21 protein-coding genes and 1 pseudogene are annotated in these 25,937 nt (G+C 73.7%); 10 read left to right on the top strand and 12 right to left on the bottom strand.

Features of this window, described 5'->3' with window-relative positions:
* Positions 1 to 110: 110 nt before the first annotated feature.
* From exaC to xylB, 5 genes are all read right to left on the bottom strand, one after another.
* Positions 111 to 1,634 (bottom strand): acetaldehyde dehydrogenase ExaC, encoded by a 1,524-nt coding sequence (gene exaC / locus ACYUD3_RS23060; protein ID WP_470972816.1) that lies wholly within the window; start codon positions 1,632 to 1,634, stop codon positions 111 to 113.
* A 215-nt stretch (positions 1,635 to 1,849) separates the two neighbouring features.
* Positions 1,850 to 3,112 (bottom strand): GAF domain-containing protein, encoded by a 1,263-nt coding sequence (locus tag ACYUD3_RS23065; RefSeq protein ID WP_470972819.1) that lies wholly within the window; start codon positions 3,110 to 3,112, stop codon positions 1,850 to 1,852.
* Positions 3,113 to 3,361: 249 nt separating this feature from the next.
* Positions 3,362 to 3,961, bottom strand: coding sequence for an N-acetylmuramoyl-L-alanine amidase (locus tag ACYUD3_RS23070; RefSeq protein WP_470972821.1), 600 nt, complete (start codon positions 3,959 to 3,961; stop codon positions 3,362 to 3,364).
* Between the two features lie 287 nt (positions 3,962 to 4,248).
* Complete coding sequence (locus tag ACYUD3_RS23075) at positions 4,249 to 5,469, bottom strand: ROK family protein (protein WP_470972823.1); 1,221 nt, start codon at positions 5,467 to 5,469, stop codon at positions 4,249 to 4,251.
* Between the two features lie 76 nt (positions 5,470 to 5,545).
* Positions 5,546 to 6,982 (bottom strand): xylulokinase, encoded by a 1,437-nt coding sequence (gene xylB / locus ACYUD3_RS23080; RefSeq protein ID WP_470972825.1) that lies wholly within the window; start codon positions 6,980 to 6,982, stop codon positions 5,546 to 5,548.
* A gap of 126 nt (positions 6,983 to 7,108) precedes the next feature.
* Here xylB and xylA point away from each other — a divergent pair, with 126 nt between their 5' ends.
* Both xylA and ACYUD3_RS23090 read left to right on the top strand, forming a co-directional pair.
* Positions 7,109 to 8,275, top strand: a complete 1,167-nt coding sequence (gene xylA, locus ACYUD3_RS23085; protein WP_470972827.1) for a xylose isomerase — start codon at positions 7,109 to 7,111, stop codon at positions 8,273 to 8,275.
* A gap of 189 nt (positions 8,276 to 8,464) precedes the next feature.
* On the top strand, positions 8,465 to 8,773 hold the full coding sequence (locus ACYUD3_RS23090) for a hypothetical protein (RefSeq protein ID WP_470972829.1): 309 nt from the start codon (positions 8,465 to 8,467) through the stop codon (positions 8,771 to 8,773).
* A 33-nt stretch (positions 8,774 to 8,806) separates the two neighbouring features.
* Here ACYUD3_RS23090 and ACYUD3_RS23095 read toward each other — a convergent pair.
* Positions 8,807 to 10,029: pseudogene (locus tag ACYUD3_RS23095) on the bottom strand (SWIM zinc finger family protein).
* The gene (locus tag ACYUD3_RS23100) at positions 10,026 to 12,860 is read right to left on the bottom strand and encodes a DEAD/DEAH box helicase (RefSeq protein ID WP_470972831.1); all 2,835 of its coding nucleotides are present in this window, start codon (positions 12,858 to 12,860) and stop codon (positions 10,026 to 10,028) included. The pseudogene ACYUD3_RS23095 and the gene ACYUD3_RS23100 overlap by 4 nt, the downstream one beginning before the upstream one ends.
* Before the next feature lie 278 nt (positions 12,861 to 13,138).
* Here ACYUD3_RS23100 and ACYUD3_RS23105 point away from each other — a divergent pair, with 278 nt between their 5' ends.
* Entirely contained in the window at positions 13,139 to 13,321 is a 183-nt protein-coding gene (locus tag ACYUD3_RS23105) for a hypothetical protein (protein ID WP_470972833.1), read from the top strand.
* A 124-nt stretch (positions 13,322 to 13,445) separates the two neighbouring features.
* Here the strand turns inward: ACYUD3_RS23105 and ACYUD3_RS23110 are convergent, their stop codons facing one another.
* Both ACYUD3_RS23110 and ACYUD3_RS23115 read right to left on the bottom strand, forming a co-directional pair.
* Positions 13,446 to 14,327, bottom strand: coding sequence for a hypothetical protein (locus tag ACYUD3_RS23110; protein ID WP_470972835.1), 882 nt, complete (start codon positions 14,325 to 14,327; stop codon positions 13,446 to 13,448).
* 121 nt (positions 14,328 to 14,448) lie between these two features.
* Positions 14,449 to 15,048, bottom strand: coding sequence for a class I SAM-dependent methyltransferase (locus ACYUD3_RS23115; RefSeq protein WP_470972837.1), 600 nt, complete (start codon positions 15,046 to 15,048; stop codon positions 14,449 to 14,451).
* Positions 15,049 to 15,200: 152 nt separating this feature from the next.
* Here ACYUD3_RS23115 and ACYUD3_RS23120 point away from each other — a divergent pair, with 152 nt between their 5' ends.
* The 5 genes from ACYUD3_RS23120 to ACYUD3_RS23140 all read left to right on the top strand — a co-directional run bounded on the left by ACYUD3_RS23120 (position 15,201) and on the right by ACYUD3_RS23140 (position 20,124).
* Entirely contained in the window at positions 15,201 to 15,983 is a 783-nt protein-coding gene (locus ACYUD3_RS23120) for an MHYT domain-containing protein (RefSeq protein WP_470972839.1), read from the top strand.
* Positions 15,984 to 16,017: 34 nt separating this feature from the next.
* A complete protein-coding gene (locus ACYUD3_RS23125; protein ID WP_470972841.1) occupies positions 16,018 to 18,465 on the top strand; it encodes a sensor histidine kinase in 2,448 nt (815 codons plus the stop codon).
* Positions 18,462 to 18,899, top strand: coding sequence for a roadblock/LC7 domain-containing protein (locus ACYUD3_RS23130; RefSeq protein ID WP_470972843.1), 438 nt, complete (start codon positions 18,462 to 18,464; stop codon positions 18,897 to 18,899). Before ACYUD3_RS23125 ends, ACYUD3_RS23130 begins: the two co-directional genes overlap by 4 nt.
* Before the next feature lie 19 nt (positions 18,900 to 18,918).
* Positions 18,919 to 19,299, top strand: coding sequence for a DUF742 domain-containing protein (locus tag ACYUD3_RS23135; protein ID WP_470972845.1), 381 nt, complete (start codon positions 18,919 to 18,921; stop codon positions 19,297 to 19,299).
* Positions 19,300 to 19,521: 222 nt separating this feature from the next.
* The gene (locus ACYUD3_RS23140) at positions 19,522 to 20,124 is read left to right on the top strand and encodes a GTP-binding protein (protein WP_470972847.1); all 603 of its coding nucleotides are present in this window, start codon (positions 19,522 to 19,524) and stop codon (positions 20,122 to 20,124) included.
* Positions 20,125 to 20,148: 24 nt separating this feature from the next.
* Here ACYUD3_RS23140 and ACYUD3_RS23145 read toward each other — a convergent pair whose 3' ends face one another.
* A complete protein-coding gene (locus ACYUD3_RS23145; protein WP_470972849.1) occupies positions 20,149 to 20,577 on the bottom strand; it encodes a PPOX class F420-dependent oxidoreductase in 429 nt (142 codons plus the stop codon).
* Between the two features lie 103 nt (positions 20,578 to 20,680).
* Here ACYUD3_RS23145 and ACYUD3_RS23150 point away from each other — a divergent pair, with 103 nt between their 5' ends.
* Positions 20,681 to 21,094, top strand: coding sequence for a roadblock/LC7 domain-containing protein (locus ACYUD3_RS23150; RefSeq protein WP_470972851.1), 414 nt, complete (start codon positions 20,681 to 20,683; stop codon positions 21,092 to 21,094).
* 149 nt (positions 21,095 to 21,243) lie between these two features.
* Positions 21,244 to 22,350 carry a DUF6397 family protein gene (locus tag ACYUD3_RS23155; RefSeq protein WP_470972853.1) on the top strand — a complete coding sequence of 369 codons (1,107 nt, stop codon included), beginning with the start codon at positions 21,244 to 21,246 and terminating at the stop codon, positions 22,348 to 22,350.
* Between the two features lie 75 nt (positions 22,351 to 22,425).
* Here the strand turns inward: ACYUD3_RS23155 and ACYUD3_RS23160 are convergent, their stop codons facing one another.
* Together ACYUD3_RS23160 and ACYUD3_RS23165 are read right to left on the bottom strand one after the other, a co-directional pair.
* The gene (locus ACYUD3_RS23160) at positions 22,426 to 23,292 is read right to left on the bottom strand and encodes an acyl-CoA thioesterase (protein ID WP_470972856.1); all 867 of its coding nucleotides are present in this window, start codon (positions 23,290 to 23,292) and stop codon (positions 22,426 to 22,428) included.
* Positions 23,293 to 23,323: 31 nt separating this feature from the next.
* A complete protein-coding gene (locus ACYUD3_RS23165) occupies positions 23,324 to 25,837 on the bottom strand; it encodes a DEAD/DEAH box helicase (protein ID WP_470972858.1) in 2,514 nt (837 codons plus the stop codon).
* Between the last annotated feature and the right edge of the window lie 100 nt (positions 25,838 to 25,937).

The raw sequence follows: 25,937 nt of genomic DNA on the forward strand, positions 1-25,937 counted from the left end.
CCCCGCCCTGCTCCAACGCGCCGAATCTCACCTTTCCCGCGAAGTCCCGATGCCCAGGCGATGAGGCGGCGGGCGGTGTCCTGGCCGCCCGCCGCCTCGACCGGCCCGCTCTAGAAGAAACCGAGCTTCTTCGGGGAGTACGAGACGAGAAGATTCTTGGTCTGCTGATAATGCTCCAGCATCATCTTGTGCGTCTCCCGCCCGATCCCGGACTGCTTATACCCGCCGAACGCGGCATGCGCCGGATACGCGTGATAGCAGTTGGTCCAGACCCGGCCGGCCTGAATGGCACGGCCCGCGCGATAGGCGGTGTTGATGTCACGCGTCCACACACCGGCGCCGAGCCCGTACGAGGTGTCGTTGGCGATTTTGATCGCGTCGTCGAAGTCGTCGAAACCCGCGACGGAGACGACCGGACCGAAGATCTCCTCCTGGAAGATCCGCATCGCGTTGTTGCCCTCGAAGACGGTCGGGCGGACGTAGTAGCCGCCCTTCAACTCGCCGTCGAACTCGGCGCGTTCACCACCGGTGAGGATCTTCGCGCCCTCTTTGCGGCCGATGTCTATGTAGGAGAGGATCTTCTCCAACTGGTCGCTGGAGGCCTGGGCGCCGATCATCGTCTCGGTGTCCAGGGGATGCCCGGGCTTGATGAGTTCGGTGCGGGCCACGGCCGCGGCCAGGAAGTCGGGGTAGTTGCCGCGCTGGATCAGGCCGCGCGAGGGGCAGGTGCAGACCTCGCCCTGGTTCAGCGCGAACATCGTGAACCCCTCAAGGGCCTTGTCGCGCAGGTCGTCGTCCTTGTCCCAGACGTCGTCGAAGAAGATGTTAGGCGACTTGCCGCCCAGCTCCAGCGTCACCGGCTTCAGGTTCTCCGCCGCGTACTGCATGATCAGCCGGCCGGTGGAGGTCTCGCCGGTGAACGCGACCTTCGCCACGCGCGGGCTCGACGCCAGCGGCTTGCCGGCCTCCGGGCCGAAGCCGTTGACGATGTTCACGACGCCGGGCGGGAGCAGATCGGCGACCAGGCTCATCCAGTAGTGGAGGGAGACCGGGGTCTGCTCGGCGGGCTTGATGACGACCGTGTTGCCCGCGGCGAGCGCCGGCGCGAGTTTCCACGTGGCCATCAGGATCGGGAAGTTCCACGGGATGATCTGCGCGACCACGCCGAGCGGCTCATGGAAGTGGTAGGCGACCGTGTCCTCGTCGACCTCGCTCAGCGAACCTTCCTGCGCGCGGACCGCTCCCGCGAAGTAGCGGAAGTGGTCGATCGCCAGCGGGATGTCCGCCGCCAGCGTCTCGCGCACCGGCTTGCCGTTCTCCCAGCTCTCGGCGACGGCCAGCGCCTCCAGGTTCGCCTCCATCCGGTCGGCGATCTTCAGCAGGACGTCCGAACGCTCCGTCGCCGACGTCCGCCCCCACCCGGGCGCCGCCGCGTGCGCCGCGTCCAGCGCCAGCTCGACGTCCTCGGCGGTGCCCCGGGCGACCTCGGTGAACGGCTGCCCGTTGACCGGACTCGGGTTCTCGAAGTACTGCCCCCGGACCGGCGGGACGTACTCCCCGCCGATGAAGTGGTCGTAGCGCCCCTGGTAGGAGACGATCGCGCCTTCCGAGCCGGGCGCGGCATACCTGGTCATCCATGCCTCCTTCACCAGCGCCGCCCGCCGTTGGGCGGCCCTGTGGGGGACGGTAGGGAAAGGGACGTTGCAGGGACGTTGCAGGGGGCCGGCGGCTCCTTTCTCGGGGACGGGTCTGCGGCTCCAGGGGGGGACGGGGTCTTCGGCTGGCCGGCTCTTCGTGCGGGAGCCGTCTCTTCCGGCGGCGGTCGGTCTTCCCGTCCGGGCCGGGCCGGTCAGGGGCGTATCCAGCCGCCCGGCGCCGTCAGCTCCGACTCCAGCGCCGCCAGTCGGGCCCGGACCGGCGCCGACGGACGCACCGACGCCAGCGCCTGCCACGCCTCCACGTCGTCCTCACCCCACGGCGTGTGCACCCAGTCGGCCAGCAGATCGGGATCACGGCCCGCGACGAGCGCCGCGCGCAGCCCGTCCGCGAGCCGCTGCCGCAGCCGGGCCACCGCCGGCGCCTGGGAGGCCGGCAGCAGCGGACCGCCGTACGCCGCGAGCGCCGCCGTGACGGCCCCGGCCGCGAGCCGCCGCTCCACGACGGCCAGGTCGGACTCGACCGGCACGGCCAGCCGGTACGGCCGTGAGGCCAGCGACCCCGGGCCCAGCACCCCCCGCAGCCGGGCGAGTTCGGCGCGCAGCGTGACCGGGGTGACCGACTCGTCCTCGTACAGCGCGCACATCAGCTCGTCCCCGGTCAGCCCCTCCGGATGGCAGGCCAGGAGGACGACGATCTCGCTGTGCCGTCGGCTCAGCCTGATCCGCCGGCCGCCGCTCACCCACTGGGCCTCGTCCCGTCCGAGCGCGCTCAGCTCGGGCGCGGCGCCGGCCGGCCGCCCCGGTGTGAGCAGCGCCAGCTGGGACTCCGCCGCCCGCGCGACCGCCTGCACGAACCCCAGGCTGTGCGGATGCGCCAGCGCGTCCCCGCCCGTGACGTCGACGGCGCCCAGCACCCGCCCGGTGCGCGGATCGTGCACGGGAGCCGCCGCGCACGTCCACGGCTGGGCCCGCCGGGTGAAGTGCTCCGCCGCGAACACCTGCACCGGCCGGTCCACCGCCATCGCCGTACCCGGCGCGTTCGTCCCCACCGCGCTCTCCGCCCAGCGCGCCCCCGGCACGAAGTTCATCCGCTCCGCCTGCCGCCGGGTCGCCGCGGCCCCCTCGACCCACAGCAGCCGTCCGCTCGCGTCGCACACCGCGAGCAGATGCTCCCCGGCGAACGGCCCCATCAGCTCCCGGAACAGGGGCATCACGCGGGCGAGGGGGTGCTCCGCGCGGTAGGCCCCGAGCGCGGCGTCCGTCAGTTCGACGTCCGCCGTCCTCTCCGGTCCCACCCCGGCCCTCGCCGACCGCCGCCAGGAGTCCGCGACCACCGCCCGCACCGGCCCCGGCACGGTCCCGGCCACGGTGAACACCGCGTACGCCCGCCGCAGCACCCGCACTCTCTCGGCAGGGTCGGCCCCCGGCTCCAGAGCCACCCAGGGATCGGTCAACTTGGCCTCCCGGCAGGGTGAGTTAAGACGTGGTGAGTGCGGGTCGGGGTGAGCAAGGGTGTGGACGGTCTCCGGTCGGTGTGGGCGGCGGTGGGTGGTGGGGTGTCGGGTCGGGCGGCGCCGTGCGGCTCAGCCGGCGTCGGGGGTCGTGCGGTTTCGGACATCGTCACTCCGGGTGTGCGCTCCGACAACCGTTTCGACGCGGCTCGTCCGGCTGTCCGGTGTCTCCCGGCCGAAGCCGGTGCCTCCTCAGGCCTGGGCGACGAGCCTTATGTAGCGCGGCCAGTCCCAGTGCCGCCCGGGATCGGTGTGGTCGGTGCCCGGCACTTCGTGGTGCCCGATGATGTGCGTCCGGTCGCGGGGGATGCCGTACCGCTCGCAGATCACCGCCGTGAGCTGGGCGGACCGCTCGTACAGCGCGTCGGTGAAATAGGCGGGCCGGTCCACCCAGCCCTCGTGCTCGATGCCGATGCTGTGGGTGTTGTACTCCCAGTTCCCCGCGTGCCAGGCGATGTCGGCCTCGCGGACGCACTGCGCCACGCGGCCGTCGGAGGAGCGGACCACATAGTGCGCGGAGACTTTTTTCCTCGGGTTCTGGAAGATGGTGAGCGTCTTGTCGAACGTGGTCTGCGTGACGTGGATGACCACACGGTCGATCACATGGTCCGAAGGGCGTTCTGCGGCCGTGTAGTTGGCGCCGTTCGCGGGGGCCCACAGCGCGGTCGGATGGTCGGGAGCCTGCGTCTCGGCGCCGGCCTTCGCGCCGGGCAGCAGCACGTAGGGGATCGCGGCGAGCACGGCGCCTTTGAGGACGCGCCGCCGGTCGGGGAGGGAAGGTGCTCGGTCCATGCAGGGCCTTCCTGACGGAGGGACAGAAACACGCGGGGGCGGACCAGTTGCGGTGCGGCGGGTCGCTCGCGGCTGCTTCGCCCGGTGCGTGATCTCACCGTACGGCGCTTTCGGACCCGGCCGGAGGAGCGGGTGCGAAACGGTGGACAACCGGAGGGTTGTGGATAACTTCCTCACCCGAACGAGTACTTCCGCTCTCGGGGGGCCGGCTGCTTCCACGTCGTCGGCTGTTCCGCCGTCTCGCTATGTGACGGGTCCGCGCCGGCTCCGCCGTCCGACCGCCCCGGTCACCTCACCCCCGCCCCCACCGGATCGTCCAACACCCCCCGCACCACAGAATGCGCCGCACCCAGCAACGGCCCCTCCGGCCCCAGCCGCGACACCGACACCGGACACGCCGGCCCCGCCGTACGCCGCCCCAACTCCCCCTCCAGCGACGGCAGCAGCCACGGCGCGAGCCCCGCGAGGGCCCCGCCGAGGACGACCCCCTCGGGATCCAGCAGATTGACGGCCCCGGTCAGCGCTATCCCGAACGCCGTCCCCGCCTCCCGCAGCGCCCGCCGCACCTCCTCGTCACCGTCGGCCGCCCGCCCCGCGAGCAGCCCCACACGGCCCTGGCCCGGCGCCAGCCCGGCTGCCCGCAGGACCGCCTCCTCGCCGGCGTACTGCTCCAGGCACCCGCGCCCGCCGCACACGCACGCGGGCCCGTCCGGATGGACCGGCACATGCCCCAGCTCCCCGGCGAACCCGCGCGTCCCGCGCAGCAGACCGCCGTCCACGACGACCGCGCCGCCGATGCCGATCTCCGCCGAGACGTGCAGAAAGTTCTGCGGCGTCCCCGCCCCGAGCCAGAGTTCCGCGAGTGCCCCGAAGTTGGCCTCGTTGTCCACCACGTAGTCGCCCACCGCGCACGCGGGTTCCCTGGGGAGCAGGGCGCCCAGGTCGACGTCGTGCCAGTCGAGGTTGGGTGCCCGGACGACCGTACGGCCGTCGCGCGCCACCAGACCCGGCACCGCCACCGCGAGCCCGGCCGGCCACAGCCCCTCGTCCTCGGCCCGGGCGACGACGGTCCGCACCAGCTCGGCCAGGTCCGCGACGACCGGCCCGGGGGAGCGGCCCCGGTTCGTGCCCTGGCGGTCGGCCCGCGCGCGTACCTCACCGCGCAGGTCGACCACGCAGACCGCCAGATGGTCCACACCGATCTCCGCGCCGATCCCCGCGGGCCCGCGCCGGCTCACCGCGAGCGCCGACCCGGGCCGTCCGGGACGGCCGGGCCGCTCAGGGCCCAGCTCCTCCAGCAGTCCGGCCCGGATCAGCTCGTCCACCAGCGTCGACACGGCCGCGCGGGTCAGCCCGATCCGCGCGGCCACCGCCGCCCGCGACAAGGGCCCCTCCGCGCGGACGGCGTGCATCACCCGTGCCAGGTTCCGCCGCCGCATCCCCTGCTGGGTGTCGGGCAGCCCCCGCCCCGGACCGGCGGGACGGGTGTCACGAGGCGGTGCGGTCATGCGGGCGTCATCCCTTGGTCGATGGTTCGGGCCGGACGGCGGGCGGGACCCCTGACCAAAGTCCCGCCCGACGTCCCTACCGCCCCCGCTCCAGCAGTCCACCGGCGTCCGACAGCACCCCCGAGATCCGCGCGAGCGCCGCGTCGTCGCGCTCCACCGCGTCCAGCACCGGCCCGCGCGCGGTGTTCCACCGCCGGGCCACGGCCGCCGGGTCCTCGCCGGTCAGCAGCCCGGCCGCCTGCGCGGCGGCGCCCAGCGCGACCAGCTCCTTGGCCTCCGGGACCTGCACGGGCCGCCCGGAGAGCCTGCGCACGGTCTCCTGCCAGGCCCGGCCGCGGGCGCCGCCGCCGATCAGCAGGAGGGGGGCCGCGCGGTCGGCGTCCTCGTCGAGGACGAGGTCCAGGGCGCCCAGCAGGGAGTGCACGGCGCCGTCGTACGCGGCCTGGAGCAGCTGGCCGGCGGTCGTGTCGTGGCGCAGGCCGTGCAGGACGCCCGAGGCGTGCGGCAGGTTGGGGGTGCGCTCGCCGTCCAGGTAGGGCAGGAGCGTGACGTCGGCGGACGGCTCGACGGCCTCGCGGTCCAGGCCCAGCAGGGCGGCGACCTTGTCGACGGCGAGGGTGCAGTTCAGGGTGCACGCCAGGGGCAGCCAGTCCCCGCGCGCGTCGGCGAACCCCGCCACCGTCCCGGTCGGGTCCGCGGGCCGGCGGCGCGACACCGCGTAGACCGTCCCGGAGGTGCCCAGGCTCAGCACCGGCGTCCCGGGCAGCAGCCCGAGCCCCAGCGCCGCCGCCGCGTTGTCACCGGTCCCGGCCGCGACCAGGGTGCCCTTGGCGAACGGCAGCCCGTGCCCGTCCCGTACGGTGCCCGCGACCTCACCGGGCCGCACCACGCGCGGGAGCAGCGCCGGGTCGAGACCCACGCGCGCGAGGATCTCCGCGTCGTACTCCTCCGTCCCGGAGGCCCACCAGCCCGTCCCGGAGGCGTCCCCGCGGTCCGTGGTGCCCTCGCCGGTCAGCCGCCCGGTCAGGTAGTCGTGGGGGAGCCGTACGGCCTTCACGGCGCGCAGCGCCTCCGGCTCGTTCTCCGCGAGCCATGCCCACTTGGTGACCGTGAAGGAGGCCGCCGGGACGGAACCGGTGCGCTCCGCCCAGAACTTCGCCCCGCCCAGCTCCTCGATCAGCCGGCGCGCCTGGGGGGCCGAACGCACGTCGTTCCACAGGAGCGCCGGACGCACCGGCTCGCCGTGCCCGTCCAGGGTCACCAGGCCGTGCTGCTGCCCGCCGATCGACACCGCCGCCGCCTCGCGGGCGACGTCACCGCACTGCCTGAGCGCCTCGCTGAGCGCCTCCCACCACTGGCGCGGGTCACTTTCCCGGCCGGCCCCCGAGGACACCGTGTGCGGGGCCTGGCCGCTCGCGACGACCTCGCCGGTGGCCGCGTCGACGACGAGCGCCTTGGTGGACTGGGTGGATGTGTCCACGCCGACGACGAGCGGACCCTCGGCTGCTGACATCGGGCTCTCCTCAACATTCCGCGACGGCGCGGGATCGGTCAACGAACGGTCTTCCCAGAGCTGCGTCCGCATACTAATTTGTAAACGGCCATGACGAAATAGTCGTACGCAACAAGGAGCCGCGGTATGAGCTACCAGCCCACCCCCGAGGACAGGTTCACCTTCGGCCTTTGGACCGTCGGCTGGCAGGGAAGGGACCCCTTCGGCGACGCCACCCGCCGGGCCCTCGACCCGGTCGAGACCGTGCAGCGCCTGTCCGAGCTCGGCGCCCACGGCGTGACCTTCCACGACGACGACCTGATCCCCTTCGGGTCCTCCGACAGCGAGCGCGAAGGCCACATCAAGCGCTTCCGCGAGGCCCTCGACACGACCGGCATGAAGGTGCCGATGGCCACCACCAACCTCTTCACCCACCCCGTCTTCAAGGACGGCGCGTTCACCGCGAACGACCGTGACGTGCGCCGCTACGCGCTGCGCAAGACGATCCGCAACATCGACCTGGCCGCCGAGCTGGGCGCCGAGACCTACGTCGCCTGGGGTGGCCGCGAGGGCGCCGAGTCCGGCGCCGCCAAGGACGTACGCGTCGCCCTGGACCGCATGAAGGAGGCCTTCGACCTCCTCGGCGAGTACGTCACCTCCCAGGGCTACGCCCTGAAGTTCGCCATCGAGCCCAAGCCGAACGAGCCGCGCGGTGACATCCTCCTGCCGACCGTCGGCCACGCCCTGGCGTTCATCGAGCGCCTGGAGCGCCCCGAGCTGTACGGCGTCAACCCGGAGGTGGGCCACGAGCAGATGGCCGGCCTGAACTTCCCGCACGGCATCGCGCAGGCCCTGTGGGCGGGCAAGCTCTTCCACATCGACCTCAACGGCCAGTCCGGCATCAAGTACGACCAGGACCTGCGCTTCGGCGCCGGTGACCTGCGCTCCGCGTTCTGGCTGGTCGACCTGCTGGAGAGCGCCGGGTACGCGGGCCCGAAGCACTTCGACTTCAAGCCGCCGCGCACCGAGGACCTCGACGGCGTGTGGGCGTCGGCCGCCGGCTGCATGCGCAACTACCTGATCCTCAAGGAGCGCGCGACCGCCTTCCGCGCCGACCCGGAGGTCCAGGAGGCCCTGCGCGCCTCCCGCCTCGACGAACTGGCCCAGCCCACCGCCGCCGACGGCCTGGACGCCCTCCTCGCCGACCGCGCGGCCTTCGAGGACTTCGACCCCGAGGCCGCCGCCGCCCGCGGCATGGCCTTCGAACGCCTCGACCAGCTCGCCATGGACCACCTCCTGGGCGCCCGCAGCTGATCCCCCGCGCGCGTGCCGCCCGATCACGACGGCACGCGCGCGTAGATACGTCCTCCCGAGGGACGCCGCACATTTCGTACGGCGTCCCGCGCGCGAAATGCCCCGGAATCGTGCCCTCCTGGGCATGGCCCGGTACCAACTCCCGCGCGGGGCTCCCCGTACGGCGGGCCCGGCGGGACGCTGGGCGGCATGGCCATCCCGCCCGTACCACCGCACCCGCCCGGCAAGCGCCGCAGCCCTCTGTTCGTCGTCCTGGCCGCCCTGGTGGGCTCCGCCGTGGTCGCCGTCATCGTGCTGATCGCCACCCGGGGCAGCTCCTCGGACGACAAGAAGCCCGCCGGCGCCAGTACGCCGGCCACGTCCGCGCCGTCCTTCGGACTGCCGACCGAGCTCCCCTCGACGCTGCCGACCGAACTGCCCTCAGGGTTCCCCACGACGCTCCCTACGGAGATCCCCAGCGGCCTGGAGTCGCTGTTGCCGAGCGGCCTGCTGCCTTGAGACGCCCTGAGATGTCCTGAAGGAGCGCGTCTCTCAGAGCGCCTCCTCGTCCTGCCCGGCGGCCGTCAGCGCCGCCGCCGGATCGCGGGCGGGCTCCCCGGCGGGCACCCAACGGCCGCTCTCCTTGCGGTAGGGCCACCAGCGGCCCGCGCGGTCCAGCCGTATCTGGGCGGGCGCCCCTACGGCCGTCCACCGGTTGCCGCGCGCCCGCAGGGCCGGCCGCTCACCGTCCTCCCAGGCCGCGTCCAGCGCCGCCCGCGCGCGGGCCGACGCCTCGCCCTCCACCGCCCACTCGTCCTCCAGCACCGACAGGGCCGGCGCACCACCCTGCCGCCACGCGCGCACGGCCAGCGCGAGCCCTTCCCGGCCGCGCCCCGAACCCGCCGCGAGCCGTGCCGCGACCTCGGGCGACGGGTCGCCGCACGCGAGCCGCACCGCGTCCTCGGCGAGCGCCAACTCCCCTGCCGCGTCCGGCGCTTCCCGCAGCAGCCGCAGCGCCTCCTCGGCCGCCCGCGCGGCCAGGTGCTCCAGCGCGGCCGGATCGACGCCCTCAGGAGGCCCGCTCCCGGTGCCCAGAGAGGGCGGGAGCCCCGCGGTGCCAGGAGGTCCGGAAGGGCGGGCAGCGGGGCGGGCACGGCCGCGTACGCCTGCGCGGCGTCCACCCCGTCCGGCCGGGCCGCAGCCGTGGCCGGGGGAGCGGTGGTGCGCGCCTGGAGGCCGTCCAGCAGGGCCTGTTCGGGCCGCCCGCGCAGTAACAGCAGCACGAACGGGTCCGCGTCGAGCAGCCGCGCCAGCTGGTAGCAGAGCGCCGCCGTGTGCCCGCAGTGGTCCCACGCCCCGCAGTCGCACTCCGCCTCCAGCTCCCCGAGCCCCGGCAGCAGATCGACACCCGCGCCCGCCGCGTCCTCCACCAGGTCGGGCGGCATCTCACGGTCCAGCAGCGCCGCCACGTACCCGGCCCGCTCCACGGCCAGCCCCAACAGCCGCTCCCACTGCGCGGACCCCAGCTCCGGCACCAGCACGTCCGCCCGGTGCGCCACCCCGTCCCGCCCCCGGACGACGGCCGTCGCCCGCCCCGGCCGCACGGTCACGGCACCGATCGCGCCCCCGCGCGCGAGGGCCCGTCCCGCGCGCAGCTGCTTGCCGTCCAGTGCACCGTCCTCCAGGGATGCCACCCAGCCCCGGCCCCACCACGTGCGCGCGAACGCCTGCCCGCGCGCGGGCGGCGTCACCGTGAACGTCAGCTCCTCGCTCATCGCGTCCCCTCTCGCAGCTCCACCAGTTCGGCCAGCTCCGCGTCCGTCAGCTCCGTGAACGCCGCCTCGCCGGAGCCGAGCACGGCGTCCGCCAGCGCCCGCTTGCGGTCGAGCAGCCGCGCGATGCGGTCCTCGACCGTGCCCTCCGCGATCAGCCGGTGCACCTGCACCGGGCGGGTCTGGCCGATGCGGTACGCGCGGTCGGTGGCCTGCGCCTCGACCGCCGGGTTCCACCAGCGGTCGTAGTGCACGACATGCTCCGCGCGCGTCAGGTTCAGCCCCGTACCCGCCGCCTTCAGCGAGAGCAGGAACACCGGAACACTCCCCTCCTGGAAACGGCCGACCATCGCCTCGCGTTCCCCGACCGGCGTCCCGCCGTGCAGGAACTGCGACGGCACCCCGCGCGCGGACAGATGCCGCTCGATCAGCCTGGCCATGCGCACGTACTGCGTGAAGACGAGCACACCCGCCCCTTCCGCGAGCGCGACGCCGAGCAACTCGTCCAGCAGCTCCAGCTTCCCGGACCGCCCGGCGACCGCCGGCCGCTCCTCCTTGAGGTACTGGGCCGGGTGGTTGCAGATCTGCTTGAGGTTCGTCAGGAGCTTCACCACCAGACCACGCCGCGCCATGTCGTCCGCGCGGGAGATCCCCGCCAGCGCCTCCCGGACCACCGCCTCGTACAGGCCCGCCTGCTCCGGGGTGAGCGTCACCGCGTGGTCGGTCTCCGTCTTGGGCGGCAGCTCCGGGGCGATGCCCGGGTCGGACTTGCGGCGGCGCAGCAGGAAGGGGCTCACCAGGCGGGCCAGCCGCTCGGCGGCGGCCGGGTCGGCGCCGCCCTCGACCGCCCGCGCGTACCGCCTGCGGAACGCGCCGAGCCGGCCCAGCAGCCCGGGCGTCGTCCAGTCCAGGATCGCCCACAGCTCCGACAGGTTGTTCTCCACCGGAGTGCCGGTGAGCGCCACCCGCGCGCGGGCGGTCAGGGTGCGCAGCGCGCGGGCCGTCGCCGCGTACGGGTTCTTCACGTGCTGCGCCTCGTCCGCGACGACCAGCCCCCAGGGCACGTCGGCGAGCCGGGGCGCGTCCATGCGCAGCGTGCCGTAGGTGGTCAGGACGAACTCGCCGTCCGCCAACATGTCCAGGTCCCGGCGGGCGCCGTGGAAGCGGCGCACGCGCGTGCCGGGCGCGAAGCGTTCGATCTCCCGCTGCCAGTTGCCCATCAGCGATGTCGGGCAGACCACCAGCGTCGGGCCCGCCGACTCCGCGTCGCCCTGGCGGTGCAGGTGCAGCGCGATGAGCGTGACGGTCTTGCCGAGGCCCATGTCGTCGGCCAGACAGCAGCCCAGCCCCAGCGACGTCGTCCGCGCCAGCCAGTCCAGGCCCCGCCGCTGGTAGTCCCGCAGCGTCGCGGCGAGCGCGGCGGGCTGCGCCACCGGCTCCCGCGCCGGTGGCCGCACCAGCCACTCCCGAAGGCCCGTCAGCCACTCGGTGGGCCGGACCTCCACCAACTGCCCGCCGACCTCCGCGGAGCCCGTCAGAGCCGCGCCCAGGGCGTCCATCGGGGCCACCTTGAGCTCCTGCCGGGCCCGGGCCGCCCGCGCCTCCTCCGGGTCGAGCAGGACCCACTCGCCGTTCAGCCGCACGATCGGCCGGTTCGCCTCCGCGAGCCGGTCCAGCTCCTCGGGGGTCAGCTGATGGCCGCCGAGCGCGAACGACCAGCCGAGCGCCACAGGGGTGTCCGCCGACAGCGACATCCGCGCGGACGGCTCTCCGTCCGGCGGGCCGAGCACCGCGCGCGTGGTCAGCGTGCGCGGCAGCTCCTTCGGCCAGTGCACCTCGACGCCGGCCGCCGCCAGCGCCCGCGCCCCGGCGCCGAGCAGCTCCGCGACCTCGTCGTCGAGCAGGTCGACGAAGTCCGGCACCGCCGCCGACAGCAACGGCGTCAACGCGGGCCAGGCATGCGCCGCCTGGCGCAGCGCCAGCAGGGCGTCCATCCGCGCGCGGGGGCCGAAACCGCCGTACTCCCGGGTGAGTTGCCCGGTGCTCTCCTCGGCGGACCAGACCTCGGTGGCGTCCGCGACGAGTCCGGGGTCGGCGATCGAGTGCACTTGCGGTACCGCGCGGAAGCGGGGCGCGGAGTCCTGCGGCGGGTGCGCGGGGGTGACGCCGGGCGCGTCCAAGGGGCGTGCCGTGAGCCCTGACACCTCGATCCGCAGCGAGATCCGAACCCCGGCGTCGTGCCCCGCCGCGACCTCGGCGGCCCACGTGCGGTGGCCCGGCAGGCGCTGCGGCAGCGGCGACGCGTAGGCGGGTCCGCCGGTCACCAGGGGCGCGGCGGGGGAGCGCGGCAGGGTGTCGGCGACCGCGTCCAGGAAAGCCCGCAGCAGCCGTTCGGGGGCCGGCAGCCGGGGCTGCGGGCCGTCGTCCACCGGTACGGCGTGTGCCTCGGGAGGCATCGCGGCGGCGAGCAGACGCACCCGCTCCACGTCCTGAGGGGTCAGCGGACCGGCCCGCCAGGCGTCGTGGTCGCCGGGGGACAGGCCCGGCAGCAGCAGCCCGCGCGCGACGAACTGGAGCGCCAGCAGGGTCGCGGCGCCCCAGAAGGCCGCCGCCGGGTGGGCCGAGGGCGCGACCCGCGCGCGGGTGAGCAGCGGCAGCGCCGCCCGCACCGGCACGAAGACGGCGGGCACCCGCGCGAGGGCCACACCGGAGCCGTCCGGGCGGACGACGCCGAGGCTCCCGGGCGTCCCCGCGTCCAGGGCGGGTGGGGTGGTGCCGTCGGGGTGCCAGAAGGCGACCGTGCCGGTGCGGGCCGGGTCGCCGGGCACGAACACGGCGCAGCAGCCGGCCGGTTCGGGGAGGTCGGGCAGTGGTGACGGTGGCGGCGGTGACGAGGGAACCCTCTGGGCGCTGATGACCTGCTCCTCAAATTTGACTACTGAGGGACGGGCGCCGAGGGTACAGCATGGGAAGGGGGCCGCGGAAAGGGTTCTCGGGGACGTCTCGGGGTCGCTTCTCAGGGACGTCTCAGGGTAGGGAACCGGAACTGCCGGCCGCTCGGAGGCGTTTTGACAGACAGAGGCCGGAAGCGGCCGTGAAGGAGGCGACGCACATGTCGAGGAACGCGAAGATCGCCGCAGGAGGGGTGGCGGTCGGACTCCTCTTGCTGATCTGGCTGCCCTGGTGGGCGGCGCTGCTGATCGTGATAGGCGTCCCGACGGCCGCCTATCTCACCCTGGACCCGTCCCAGCGGCGCAGGCTGCGCCGGGTCACCCGTAAGGAGCTGGGCCGCTGACGGCGCCAGGACCGAGCGCGCCGCCGCCCGCCGGACCGCCCCGCGCGGCCCCCGGGCGACGGCGCGGCGGCCAAGCCGGACGTCTGCGTCATCTCGGGCCGCGCTGCCCTGCCGGACGCCCGCGTCAGCTGGGCCGCACAGCCATCCGCTCCAGCGCCTCCAGCAGCCCCGGAAGCTCCGGCCCCCGCCCGACCGGCAGCACCTCACCGGGCCGGTCGTCGACGAGGACGAAGGCGATGTCGTCCGTGCGGGCCACGAGGGACCAGCCGGGCCCGTCCGCGCGCAGCGTGCGTGCCTCGCCCGGCGCGAACGACGAGCGCACCCGCCCCAGCGGAGGAGGTGTCTCCACATAGGCCCGGGCCTCGGCGAGCACTCGCCGCACCCGGTCGGGCTCCCCGCGCGCGGCGCTCTCGCCGGACCCGCCCGCAGCGCCGACTGCGGCCCCCGTGCCCGCCTCGCCCGCCGCGCCGGTCGTGGTCGCCGTCACCGCCTCGCGCGGCGCCGCGAACGACGAGTCGTCCAGCTGATCGCGCCACAGGGTCCACTGGACGGCTATCTCGTCCGCGCCCAGCCGCCGTTGGGCCGGCCCCCACACCGTGGTGTCCGGCGGGGTCAGCGCGGGCTGCCCGGCCTCCTCGGGCCCCGGGTCGTGCGGCGCGGGCACCCCGGGCGCCGCGACGGCCACCGACAGGGGCCAGCCCGGCAGCGCGGCGACGACCGTACGGTCGTCCGGCGACAGGTCGTACTCCATCCCGCAGTCCCAGGAGGCGATCGCGACGGCCACCAGGGACACGTCGTCGACGACCACCGTCCACCGCGCGCCCGTGCCGTCCTGGCCGAGCACAAGACCGTAGCCGTCGGCCGCCGGGGCCAGGCCCAGTGCGGCGCAGGCCTCCGGGTAGTCGTCGCCCAGCACGCTCGGGAACTTCGCCGGTGTCAGCAGCACCGCCGTGAGCACATAGAGCGCGTCGTCGGCGGCGACAAGGTCCTCGTCCGCCTCGGCCATCCCAGCCTCCCCACGGGTTCGTCCAACGGACGCGCACCCTAGTGGGCCGCGAAGCCCCTTGTCACGACTCCCGTGCCGACCCGGAGCTGCGGCTTCGCGCGGGAAACGGCCCCACGCGCCCTCAGCCTTCCCGCACCGCCAGCGCCAGGAAGCGGCTGTCCTCGTCGACGTACGACGTCATGCGCCAGCCCGAACCGGCCAGCAGCGGGCGCAGGTTGGGCTCCGCGCGCAGGTCGTCCGGTGTGATCCGCCGCCCCTGACGGGCCGCCAGCGCCGCGCGGCCGACCGGATGGAACAGCGCGAGCCTGCCCCCGGGCCGCACCACGCGCGCCAACTCCCGCAGATCCCGGGCCGGTTCGGGCAGGTGCGCGATCAGGCCCGCGGCGAACACCGCGTCGAGCACCCCGGACCGCACCGGCAGCGCGGCCACGTCGGCGAGCAGCAGCCGCCCGTCGAGGCCCCTCCCGGCCCGTACGGCGGCCTGGAGCATGGCCGGAGTCAGATCGGCTCCCAGGACCGCTCCCGAGGGCCCCACGGCCGCCCTGAGCGCCGTCAGGGCCCGTCCCGTGCCGCAGCCCGCGTCCAGCACCCGGTCCCCTGGGCGCAGCCCGAGCGCGCCGACCGCCGCCGCGTAGGCCGGGCCGTCGTCGGGAAAGCGACGGTCCCATTCGGCCGCCCGCGCCGTGAAGAACTCCTGGACTTTCGTGTGGTCGTCGCTCATACGTCGCATGATCCCTCACCGACACGGACGACCTCAGGGCGCACACGTTCGAACGTGCCGCGATCGGATGAGCGCATATCTCTGACATGTTGCGGCACTTTCCGAAACGCGTTCGCTGGGGGCGCCCCCGCCCGCACTAGCGTCCCTGACTCATGGGACACCTGGACCACGCCGCCTTCGGCTGGCTGACCCCCGTGCTGTCGTACGCGATGGCCTGCACCGGCGCCGCCCTCGGCCTGCGCTGCACCGTGCGCGCCCTCGGCGCCACGGGACGTTCGCGCCGCAACTGGCTGATCACCGCCGCCTCCGCCATCGGCACCGGCATCTGGACCATGCACTTCGTGGCCATGCTCGGCTTCGCCGTCAGCGGCACCGACATCCGCTACGACGTGCCGCTGACCGTGCTCAGCCTCCTCGTCGCCGTGGCCTTCGTCTGCGTCGGCGTCTTCGCCGTCGGTTACGGACGCGACCGCACGCGCGCGTTGCTGATCGGCGGGCTCACCACCGGACTCGGCGTCGCGAGCATGCACTACCTCGGCATGGCCGCCGTCCGCCTGCACGGCACCGTGCACTACGCCCCGCCGCTCGTCGCGCTGTCCGTGGTGATCGCGGTCGCCGCGGCGACCGTCGCCCTGTGGGCCGCGCTCAACATCGCCACGCCCCTCGCGGTCGCCGTCGCCTCCCTCGTCCTGGGCGCGGCCGTCAGCAGCATGCACTACACCGGGATGTTCGCGGTGAGCGTGCGGGTCACCCCGTCCTCGGCGGCGCTGCCCGGGGCCACGGCGATGCAGTTCATCTTCCCCCTCGCCGTCGGCCTCGGGTCCTACCTCTTCCTGACCTCCGCGTTCGTCGCCCTCTCGCCCGCGGACGGCCGGCGCGGGGCAGCCGCGCGGCCGACCGCCGAACCCGCGGCCGACCTGCCCCGCCCTGTGTGACCCCCTTGTGAACCCACGTCCCAGCGAGGAACCCATGCGCACACCCCGGAGGACCGCCTCCGACGGCACCGGGACACCGTCCCCGGCACGCGGCCGGCGCGCCCACGCCGGACCGCCCGCCGCCGAGGACCCGAGCGACCCTCAGGACGGCCCCGCCGAAGCGATACCCCCGCGCGCGGGACGCCGCTCCCTCGGCCCGCGCACCGTCCGCGCCAAGATCGTCTGCCTGCTGATGGTGCCCGTCGTCTCCCTGCTCGCCCTCTGGGCGTACGCCACCGTCACCACCGCCCAGGACGTCGCCCGCCTGCGCCAGCTCCAACGCGTCGACACCGAGGTCCGCACCCCCATAGCCGACGCCGTCGCCGCCCTCCAGGCCGAACGCACCGCCGCCGTCCGCCGCGCCACCGCCCCCTCGTCCGTGCCCGACACCGAGCTGAACGCACTCGCCCGCGGCACCGACCGCGCGGTCGCCCGGCTGCGCCTCGGCGACCACGGCACCGTCGCCGACGCCCAGGAACTCCCCGCCGAAGTCGGCCGCCGCCTCGACGCCTTCGTCACCGGCGCCGGACAACTGAGCACCCTGCGCGCCTCCGTGCTCGACGGCAGCGCCGACTGGGCGCAGGCGTACGGGCGTTACACCCAGACCGTGTCCGCCGCCTTCGCCGTCGACGGCGCGCTCTCCGGCATCCAGGACGCCCGGCTCGGCTCCGACGCGCGCGTCCTGCTCGAGTTCTCCCGCGCGGGAGAAGCCCTCGCCCAGGAGGACGCCGTCCTCGCGGGCGCACGCGTGGCGGGCCGCCTCGACACCGGACGGCTGCGCCTGTTCGGCGGCGCGGCCCAGACCCGCCGCGCCCTCACCGAAGCCGCCGTGACGGACCTGCGCGGCCCCGAACAGAGCGCCTGGCGCGCCCTCACCGAGGACACCGCCTACGCCGCCCTCACCGCCCTGGAGAACGGGGTCCTCGCGAACGAGTCCGGCACGCGCGCGCTGGCCGCCGCACCACAGGCCGACTGGAACGACGCCCACGCGCGCGTGCAGTCCGGGATGCGCGCCATCGAGACGGACGCCGGACGCGACGCCGCCCGCCGCGCCGACCCGTTCACCAGGGGACTGCTCACCCCGGCCGGCGCCGCCGTCCTGTTCGGCTTCCTCGCCGTCGTCGCCTCCCTGGTCATCTCCGTGCGCATCGGCCGCGGCCTCGTCGTCGAACTCGTCGCACTGCGCGACCGCGCCCTGGCGATCGCCCGCCGTGAACTCCCCGAGGCCATGCGGAAACTGCGCGCGGGCGAGGAGATCGACATCCGCGCGCAGGCCCCGCCGGGAGCGCCCGCCGAGGACGAGACCGGACAGGTCGCCGAGGCCCTCGGCAGCGTCCACCGGGCCGCCCTGCGCGCCGCCGTGGAGCGCGCCGAACTCGCCGGCGGCATCTCCGGGGTCTTCGTCAACCTCGCCCGCCGCAGCCAGGTCCTCGTCCACCGCCAGCTGAGCCTCCTGGACAGCATGGAACGCCGCTCCGACGACCCCGGCGAGCTGAGCGACCTCTTCCGCCTCGACCACCTCACCACCCGCATGCGCCGCCACGCGGAGAGCCTGATCATCCTCTCCGGCGCCGCCCCCGGAAGGGCCTGGCGGATGCCGGTCCCCCTCACCGACGTCGTCCGCGCGGCCGTCTCCGAGGTCGAGGACTACGCGCGCGTGGAGGTACGCCGGCTCCCCGCGACGGCCGTCGTCGGCTCCGCCGTCGCCGACCTCACCCACCTGCTCGCCGAACTCCTGGAGAACGCCGCCCAGTTCTCGCCCCCGCACACGCGCGTGCGGGTCACCGGCGAACCCGTGGGCAACGGCTACGCCGTCGAGATCGAGGACCGGGGCCTCGGCATGGGCAAGGAGACCCTCGCCGCCGCCAACCGGCGCATCGCCCACTCCGAGGCCCTCGACCTGTTCGACAGCGACCGCCTCGGCCTGTTCGTCGTCAGCCGCCTCGCCGCCCGCCTCGGCGTCCAGGTGCACCTCGTCGCCTCCCCCTACGGGGGCACCACGGCCGTCGTCCTGCTGCCGACCGCGCTCCTCGACAGCGGGGCGCCGGAACGTTCCGTCGCGCCCGGACCCGTCGTCGCCCAGGAACCGGCCCCCGCGCTCGCCCACGCGCGCGTGCCCGCCCCGGACCGCCCCGCCCTCGTCCCCGCACCCGACGACGGCCCGCCACCCCCGGGAGTGACCGCCTTGCGCCTACACCGCCCCCCGGACGACACCGAGGACGACGCCCAGGACGACGACCTGCCCCGCCGGGTGCGCCAGGCCAGCCTCGCCCCCCAACTGCGCGCCCCGCGCGCGCAGGAGCCGCACCAACCCGAGCCGAGCCCCCGCGACGACGACCAGCGCACCCCCGAACTCGTCCGGGACCGCATGTCCGCCTACCGCGCCGGCTGGGCCCGCGGCGCCGCCCCGGACCGCGACAGCAACGAAGGAGACCCCGCATGATCCAGGACCCGAGCCCGAGGTCCACCCAGCGGCCCGGCGAACTCGACTGGCTGCTGGACGACTTGGTGATGCGCGTCAGCGAGGTGCGGCACGCCGTCGTGCTGTCCAACGACGGCCTCGCCGTGGGCGCCTCCACCGCCCTCGGCCGCGAGGACGCCGAACACCTCGCCGCCGTCGCCTCCGGCTTCCACAGCCTCGCCAAGGGCGCCGGACGCCACTTCGGCGCCGGCGGCGTCCGCCAGACCATGGTCGAGATGGACGACGGCTTCCTCTTCGTCGCCGCCGCGGGCGACGGCTCCTGCCTCGCCGTCCTGACCGCCGCCACGGCCGACATAGGCCTCGTCGCCTACGAGATGGCCCGCCTGGTCAAACGCGTCGGCGAACACCTCTACACCGCGCCCCGCGCCACCGCGCGCCGGCCCGCCGCCGGCTGACCCGCGAAGGCGCCCACCCATGACCGAACACCAGTGGTACGACACCGACGCCGGGCCCCTCGTGCGCCCCTACGCGATGACCGGCGGACGCACCAGACCAGGGCCCATAGGGGTCCGCTTCGACCTGATCGCCCTGGTCACCCTCGACCCGGGCGCGCCCGAGCCCGACGACCACATGCTCGGGCCCGAACACCGCGCGCTGATCGCCCTGTGCCGCACGGAGACCCAGTCCGTCGCCGAACTCGCCGCCGGCGCCGACCTCCCCGTGGGCGTCGTCCGCGTCCTCCTCGGCGACCTCCTGGAACGCGGCCACGTCACCGTCAGCCGCCCCGTCCCGCCCGCCCGGCTGCCCGACGAACGGATTCTGCGCGAGGTCATCGAAGGACTGCGAGCCCTGTAGATGAACGACCGCCACCGAACCGGCCGCCACCAAGGCGACCGACACCGACCGGACGCGCACGGAAACACGCCCCACGCGTATAGGCACCGTTCCGGACACCGAACGGACAGCAACCGCTCACAAAGCGCCGACACCGGTCGAACGCCCCGCGAGCGCACCCCGGTCGCCAAGATGCTGACCCTCCCCCCAGGCCCGTGCCGGCACTCCCGAGAGAAGTGATCCATGGCCTTCGAACACCCCGACGACAGTGGCGAGACGGCCCCGCTGGCGCTGAAGATACTGGTCGCCGGCGGCTTCGGCGTCGGCAAGACCACCCTGGTGGGCGCGGTCAGCGAGATCAGGCCGCTGCGCACCGAGGAACTGCTCAGCGAGGTGGGACAGTCCGTCGACGACACCGACGGCGTCGACCAGAAGGTCACCACCACCGTCGCCATGGACTTCGGCCGCATCACCATCCGCGCGGGACTGTCCCTCTACCTGTTCGGCACCCCCGGACAGGACCGCTTCTGGTTCCTGTGGGACGAACTCGCCCAAGGGGCGCTCGGCGCCGTCGTCCTCGCCGACACCCGCCGCCTGGAGGACTGCTTCCCGGCCATCGACTACTTCGAGCACCGGCACATCCCGTTCGTCGTCGCCGTCAACTGCTTCACCGGCGCCCGCGCGCACGCGGTCCCCGACGTCACCCGCGCCCTCGACCTCGACCCGGGCACCCCCGTCGTCCTGTGCGACGCGCGCGAGCGCGACTCCGGCAAGGAGGTCCTCATCCGGCTCGTCGAGTACGCCGGGCGCATGCACACCGCCCGGCTCCTCGACTCCGTCGGCTGAGACCCCGTCACAGCCGACGCCAGGTCAGCCGGTCAGGTCCCCTTGCGCCACCACCTTCTCCACGGCGATCCGCACCAGCAGCTCGCCCGGTACACCGTTGCGCGCGCCGAACTCCTCGGCGCGCTCCTCGCCCATGTACCGGGCGCCGATACGGGCCGCCCAGTGCCGGAGCTCGGCCAGGTCCTCCGAGAGCCGCGCCCGGCCCTGGATCACCACGAAGGCGAACGGCGGCCGGTCGTCGTCCACACACAGCGCGACCCGGCCGTCCCGCGCCAGATTGCGGCCCTTGAGCGTCTCCTTCCCGGTGTTGAACACCACGTCGTCGCCGTCCAGCACGAACCAGACCGGGGCCACATGAGGGCTCCCGTCGGCCCGTACGGTCGACAGCTTTCCGGTGCGGGTCCCGTCGGAGACGAACGCCCGCCATTCCTCGTCGGTCATCTTGTGCGCCATGCCGCCATCCTCCTTGCTCGGGCCCCGGTCCTGGGGAAGGCTTGCGGGCAAGTCCACGCACCGGCGGGGCCCAACGGGGAAAGGAACGCGGGGAGATCCGAGCATGGCGCAGAACCAGGGACTCGACTGGCTGCTGGACGACCTGACCGAGCGCGTCGAACACATACGGCACGCGCTCGTCCTGACCACCGACGGACTCGTGGCCGGCAGCAGCACGGGCCTGCGCCGCGAGGACGCCGAACACCTCGCCGCCGTCTCCTCCGGCCTGCACAGCCTCGCCAAGGGCTCCGGCCGTCACTTCGGCGCGGGCCGGGTGCGCCAGACCATGATCGAGTTCGACGACGCCCTGCTCTTCGTCACCGCCGCCGGCACCGGCAGCTGCCTCTGCGTCCTGACCGCCGCCGAGGCCGACATGGGCCAAGTCGCTTACGAGATGACGCTGCTGGTCAGCCGGGTCGGCGAGCATCTGACGATGGACGTGCGCCAACCCGAGCGCACCCCGCTCGGCGACGCCTGAACCGCCTGCTCCAGGCGCCCGATCGGGCCGGTTTTCCACAAGTCGCGAGTTATCCACAGGCTTGCGGCGGGATCTTGCGAAATCGCTACGGTTTTTCCCGAGGCCACCGCGAACGGCGCGGAGCCCGAGCCACCACGGGGAGACCGACCATGAACGCACCCGTCACCACATCCGAGCAGTCCTGCGCACCGAGCCGGGCCGCCCGCGAACTCGGCGTCAAACGCGCCGAGTTCGACCTCGCCGTCCATCTCGGCCGGGTACGGACCGTACCCGACGAGGGAGGCGGCGGCCGGCGAGTCCCCTACTCCGAGCTGGAGCGGCTGCGCACCGAACCCGACTTCCCCCAGGCACTCCTCAACGGCATCCACACCGTGGGCACCGCGGAGGGCGCGGAGATCCTCCACGTGTCCGGGGCCCGCTTCACCCGCCTCGCGCGGCTCGGGTTCCTCGTCCCCGTCCGCTTCTACGTCAACCGCTACCGGGCCGTCGTCTGGCTCTATCTCGCCGAGGAACTGCGCCAGTTCGCCGCCGAGAGCGTCAGCAGGCCGCTCCTGGACGGGCGCCTCTCCGAGCAGATGCGCAAGCAACTCGCGGAGGGCCTCGACCGGCGGGCCAAGAACTGGCGGGGCCGCCACCTCGGCTTCCTGCTCCGCCTGGCCGAGGACCCCTGGGAGCGGGCCGGCGCCCTCGCCTCCCTCCTCGACCCGGCCCAGGTCGCCGAACTCGTCCCCGACCCCTTCGAGCGCGCCTACGTCAACCGCTTCCGCCCCGGCCCGCCCGTCCCCGGCACCCCGGGCTCACCGTCCGCCCAGCTCGCCACGGGGATCATGACGGCGGACGACCCCGACGAGATCGCCTGGCTGCGCGCCGACCTGAACCAGGCCCTGGCCGACGCCCGAGCCGACCGCAAGGCACCCAGGCCCGCAAGCAGTTGGGACGATCCCTGGCGGACCCCCTTCCCGGAACCGCCGACCAGCCTCACCCTGGAGCCGCCGACCGGCTTCACCCCGGAGCCGCCGGCCAGCCTCACCCCGCAACCGACGCAGCGCCCCGAACCCCTGCCGCAGGACCCGGAACCCGCCACCGCCGCGCCGCGCCCCCGGCCGCCCCTCACCCCGACGACACCGCCCCAGGCACCGACTCCGCATCGGCCCCCCAAACCGCCGTCCGTGCCGGCCCCCCGGCGAACCCGCAACGGCCTGCTGGCCTGGCTCCGGCGCGGCGGACGCGGCGCGACCGAGCCGACAGTGAGCTGAGCCCACGGACGACGGTGAGCTGAGCCCACGGAGAGGAGACGTCACGGCGTTCCGGGCGCCCCGGCAGCACAAGCGCTACAGCGCCCGGAACAGCCCCTCCTGGACGACGGAGACCAGCAACTGCCCGCGCAGGTCGTAGATACGGCCCCGCGCCAGCCCCCGCCCACCGGTGGCGATCGGCGACTCCTGGTCGTACAGGAACCACTCGTCCGCGCGGAAGGGACGGTGGAACCACATCGCGTGGTCCAGGGACGCCATGTCGAAGTTCCGCGGCCCCCACAGCGGTTCGACGGGGAGGCGGACGGCGTCCAGGAGGGTCATGTCGCTGGCGTAGGTCAGGGCGCAGGTGTGGACGAGGGGATCGTCCCCCAGGGGGCCGACCGCCCGCATCCACACCGCGCTGCGCGGCTCGGCGGCCTTGATCTCCTCGGGGTCCCAGCGCAGCCGGTCGACATAGCGGATGTCGAAGGGCTGACGGCGGGCCATCCGCTCGAACTGCTCGGGCAGCGAGCCGAGCCGCTCACGGACCTCTTCCGCGACCGTCGGCAGCGACTCCGGGTCCGGGACGGCCCGGGCCGGCGGCAGCTGGTGCTCGAAAGGACCTTCCTCAGGCTTGTGAAAGGAGGCGGTGAGATTGAAGATCGTGCGGCCCTGCTGCACCGCGGTCACCCGGCGCGTCGTGAACGACCGCCCGTCGCGCACCCGTTCCACCTGGTACACGATCGGCACCCCGGGCCGTCCCGGGCGCAGGAAGTACGCGTGCAGCGAGTGCACGGGCCGGTCGCCCTCGGTGGTCCGGCCGGCCGCGACCAGCGCCTGCCCGGCCACCTGCCCGCCGAAGACCCGCTGGAGGGACTCCTGCGGGCTGCGGCCCCGGAAGATGTTGACCTCGATCTGCTCCAGGTCGAGCAGATCGACGAGTCTCTCGGCGGGGTTCGTCATGGGTGTGCTTCTCCTGTGCTGGTGGCTCTGCTCAGAGCTGTCCGACGGCGGTGACGCGGACGACGGCGCGGCCCTCGGCGTCGGAGGCCTCCAGGTCGACCTCCGCGCTGACGCCCCAGTCATGATCGCCGTTGGGGTCGTCGAAGATCTGCCGCACACGCCACAGCCTGCTGCGCGGCTCCTCCTGGATGACGAGCAGCTTCGGGCCGCGCGCGTTCGGGCCGGTGCCCAGGTCGTCGTACTCGTCCCAGTACTTGTCCATCGCCTCGCCCCACGCGTCGGCGTCCCAGCCGGACTCGCCGTCCAGCTCGCCCAGTTCGTCGACGTGGTCGAGGGCGGCCAGCTCCACCCGGCGGAACATCGCGTTGCGCACCAGCACGCGGAAGGCGCGTGCGTTGAGGGTGACCGGCTTGACCTCGTCGGCCTTCTCCTGGGCCTGCTCGGCCGTCATCTCCGCGGGGTTCGCGAGCTGCTCCCACTCGTCGAGGAGGCTGGAGTCGACCTGGCGGACCATCTCGCCCAGCCATTCGATGAGGTCCTGGAGGTCCTCGGACTTCAGATCGTCGGGGACGGTGTGGTCGAGCGCCTTGTAGGCGCTGGCCAGGTAGCGCAGGACGATGCCCTCGGTGCGGGCCAGCTCGTAATGGGACACCAGCTCCGTGAACGACATGGCCCGTTCGTACATGTCACGGATGACGGACTTCGGCGACAGGGGATGGTCGCCGACCCAGGGGTGGCTCTTGCGGTACGTGTCGTACGCGTGGAAGAGCAGCTCCTCCAGCGGCTTGGGGTACGTGATGTCCTGGAGGCGCTCCATGCGCTCCTCGTACTCGACGCCGTCCGCCTTCATCAGGGCGACCGCCTCGCCGCGCGCCTTGTTCTGCTGGGCGGCGAGGATCTGGCGCGGGTCGTCCAGGGTGGACTCGACGACGGAGACCATGTCGAGGGCGTACGACGGCGACTCGGGGTCGAGGAGTTCGAAGGCGGCCAGGGCGAACGTGGACAGCGGCTGGTTGAGCGCGAAGTCCTGCTGGAGGTCGACCGTGAGCCGGACGACGCGGCCGGTGGCGTCCGGCTCGTCCAGCTTCTCGACGATGCCGCCGTCGAGCAGCGAACGGTAGATGGCGATCGCCCGCCGGATGTGCCGCAGCTGCTGGCGGCGCGGCTCGTGGTTGTCCTCCAGCAGATGCCGCATCGCCTCGAACGCGTTGCCGGGGCGGGCGATGACCGACAGCAGCATCGTGTGCGTCACCCGGAAACGCGACGTCAACGGCTCCGGATCCGACTCGATCAGCTTCTCGAAGGTGTTCTCCGTCCAGGCCACGAAGCCTTCCGGCGCCTTCTTGCGGACCACCTTGCGCCGCTTCTTCGGATCGTCCCCCGCCTTCGAAAGCGCTTTCTCGTTCTCGATGACGTGCTCCGGCGCCTGCGCGACGACGTACCCGGCCGTGTCGAAGCCGGCCCGCCCCGCGCGGCCCGCGATCTGGTGGAACTCCCGCGCCCGCAGCGTACGGACCCGGTTGCCGTCGTACTTGGTCAGCGCCGTGAACAGCACCGTACGGATCGGCACGTTGACACCGACGCCCAGCGTGTCCGTTCCGCAGATCACCTTCAGCAGGCCGGCCTGGGCCAGCTTCTCCACCAGGCGGCGGTACTTGGGCAGCATGCCCGCGTGATGGACCCCGATGCCGTGCCGGACGTAACGCGACAGATTGCGGCCGAACTTGGTGGTGAAGCGGAAGTTGCCGATCAGATCGGCGATCTGCTCCTTCTCCTCCTTGGAGCACATGTTGATGCTCATCAGCGCCTGCGCCCGCTCCACCGCCTGCGCCTGCGTGAAGTGCACGATGTAGACCGGCGCCTGCCGGGCCTGGAGGAGATCGGTGAGCGTCTCCGTCATCGGCGTGTAGCGGTACTCGTAGGACAGCGGCACCGGCCGGTTCGCCGAGCGGACCACCGCGGTCGGCCGGCCCGTGCGGCGGGCGAGGTCCTTCTCGAAGAAGGAGACGTCACCCAGGGTCGCCGACATCAGCACGAACTGCGCCTGCGGCAGCTCCAGGATCGGGATCTGCCAGGCCCAGCCGCGGTCGCCCTCGGCGTAGAAGTGGAACTCGTCCATGACGACCTGGCCGACGTCGGCGTCCTTGCCGTCGCGCAGCGCGATCGACGCGAGGACCTCGGCGGTGCAGCAGATCACCGGCGCGTCGGCGTTGACCGAGGCGTCGCCGGTCAGCATCCCGACGTTCTCCGTGCCGAACAGCTTGCACAGCTCGAAGAACTTCTCCGACACCAGCGCCTTGATCGGCGCCGTGTAGAAAGTCACCTCGTCGCGGGCCAGCGCCGCGAAGTGGGCGCCCGCCGCGATCATGCTCTTGCCGGACCCGGTGGGCGTCGACACGATCACGTTGGCGCCGGAGACCACCTCGATCAGCGCCTCCTCCTGATGGGGGTAGAGCGTGAGACCGCGCTCCCGCGCCCAGGACTCGAAGGCTTCGTACAGGGCGTCGGGGTCGGCGGACGGCGGCAGCTGATCGATGAGGCTCACACCCCCATCTTGCCTGCCCGCGCCGTCCGGAGGGGAATCGGCTGCCCGCCCGAAGATCAAGACCGCTACGCTGTGTCGCCGACGGAGTGTCAGGGCACCC

It is taken from the genome of Streptomyces sp. AMJ-169, from assembly GCF_055597585.1.

Coding starts and splice junctions, on each gene's coding strand:
- exaC (WP_470972816.1), bottom strand. CDS start 1,634: ATGACCAGGTATGCCGCGCCCGGCTCGGAAGGCGCGATCGTCTCCTAC.
- ACYUD3_RS23070 (WP_470972821.1), bottom strand. CDS start 3,961: ATGGACCGAGCACCTTCCCTCCCCGACCGGCGGCGCGTCCTCAAAGGC.
- ACYUD3_RS23075 (WP_470972823.1), bottom strand. CDS start 5,469: ATGACCGCACCGCCTCGTGACACCCGTCCCGCCGGTCCGGGGCGGGGG.
- xylB (WP_470972825.1), bottom strand. CDS start 6,982: ATGTCAGCAGCCGAGGGTCCGCTCGTCGTCGGCGTGGACACATCCACC.
- xylA (WP_470972827.1), top strand. CDS start 7,109: ATGAGCTACCAGCCCACCCCCGAGGACAGGTTCACCTTCGGCCTTTGG.
- ACYUD3_RS23090 (WP_470972829.1), top strand. CDS start 8,465: ATGGCCATCCCGCCCGTACCACCGCACCCGCCCGGCAAGCGCCGCAGC.
- ACYUD3_RS23105 (WP_470972833.1), top strand. CDS start 13,139: ATGTCGAGGAACGCGAAGATCGCCGCAGGAGGGGTGGCGGTCGGACTC.
- ACYUD3_RS23110 (WP_470972835.1), bottom strand. CDS start 14,327: ATGGCCGAGGCGGACGAGGACCTTGTCGCCGCCGACGACGCGCTCTAT.
- ACYUD3_RS23115 (WP_470972837.1), bottom strand. CDS start 15,048: ATGAGCGACGACCACACGAAAGTCCAGGAGTTCTTCACGGCGCGGGCG.
- ACYUD3_RS23120 (WP_470972839.1), top strand. CDS start 15,201: ATGGGACACCTGGACCACGCCGCCTTCGGCTGGCTGACCCCCGTGCTG.
- ACYUD3_RS23125 (WP_470972841.1), top strand. CDS start 16,018: ATGCGCACACCCCGGAGGACCGCCTCCGACGGCACCGGGACACCGTCC.
- ACYUD3_RS23130 (WP_470972843.1), top strand. CDS start 18,462: ATGATCCAGGACCCGAGCCCGAGGTCCACCCAGCGGCCCGGCGAACTC.
- ACYUD3_RS23135 (WP_470972845.1), top strand. CDS start 18,919: ATGACCGAACACCAGTGGTACGACACCGACGCCGGGCCCCTCGTGCGC.
- ACYUD3_RS23140 (WP_470972847.1), top strand. CDS start 19,522: ATGGCCTTCGAACACCCCGACGACAGTGGCGAGACGGCCCCGCTGGCG.
- ACYUD3_RS23145 (WP_470972849.1), bottom strand. CDS start 20,577: ATGGCGCACAAGATGACCGACGAGGAATGGCGGGCGTTCGTCTCCGAC.
- ACYUD3_RS23150 (WP_470972851.1), top strand. CDS start 20,681: ATGGCGCAGAACCAGGGACTCGACTGGCTGCTGGACGACCTGACCGAG.
- ACYUD3_RS23155 (WP_470972853.1), top strand. CDS start 21,244: ATGAACGCACCCGTCACCACATCCGAGCAGTCCTGCGCACCGAGCCGG.
- ACYUD3_RS23160 (WP_470972856.1), bottom strand. CDS start 23,292: ATGACGAACCCCGCCGAGAGACTCGTCGATCTGCTCGACCTGGAGCAG.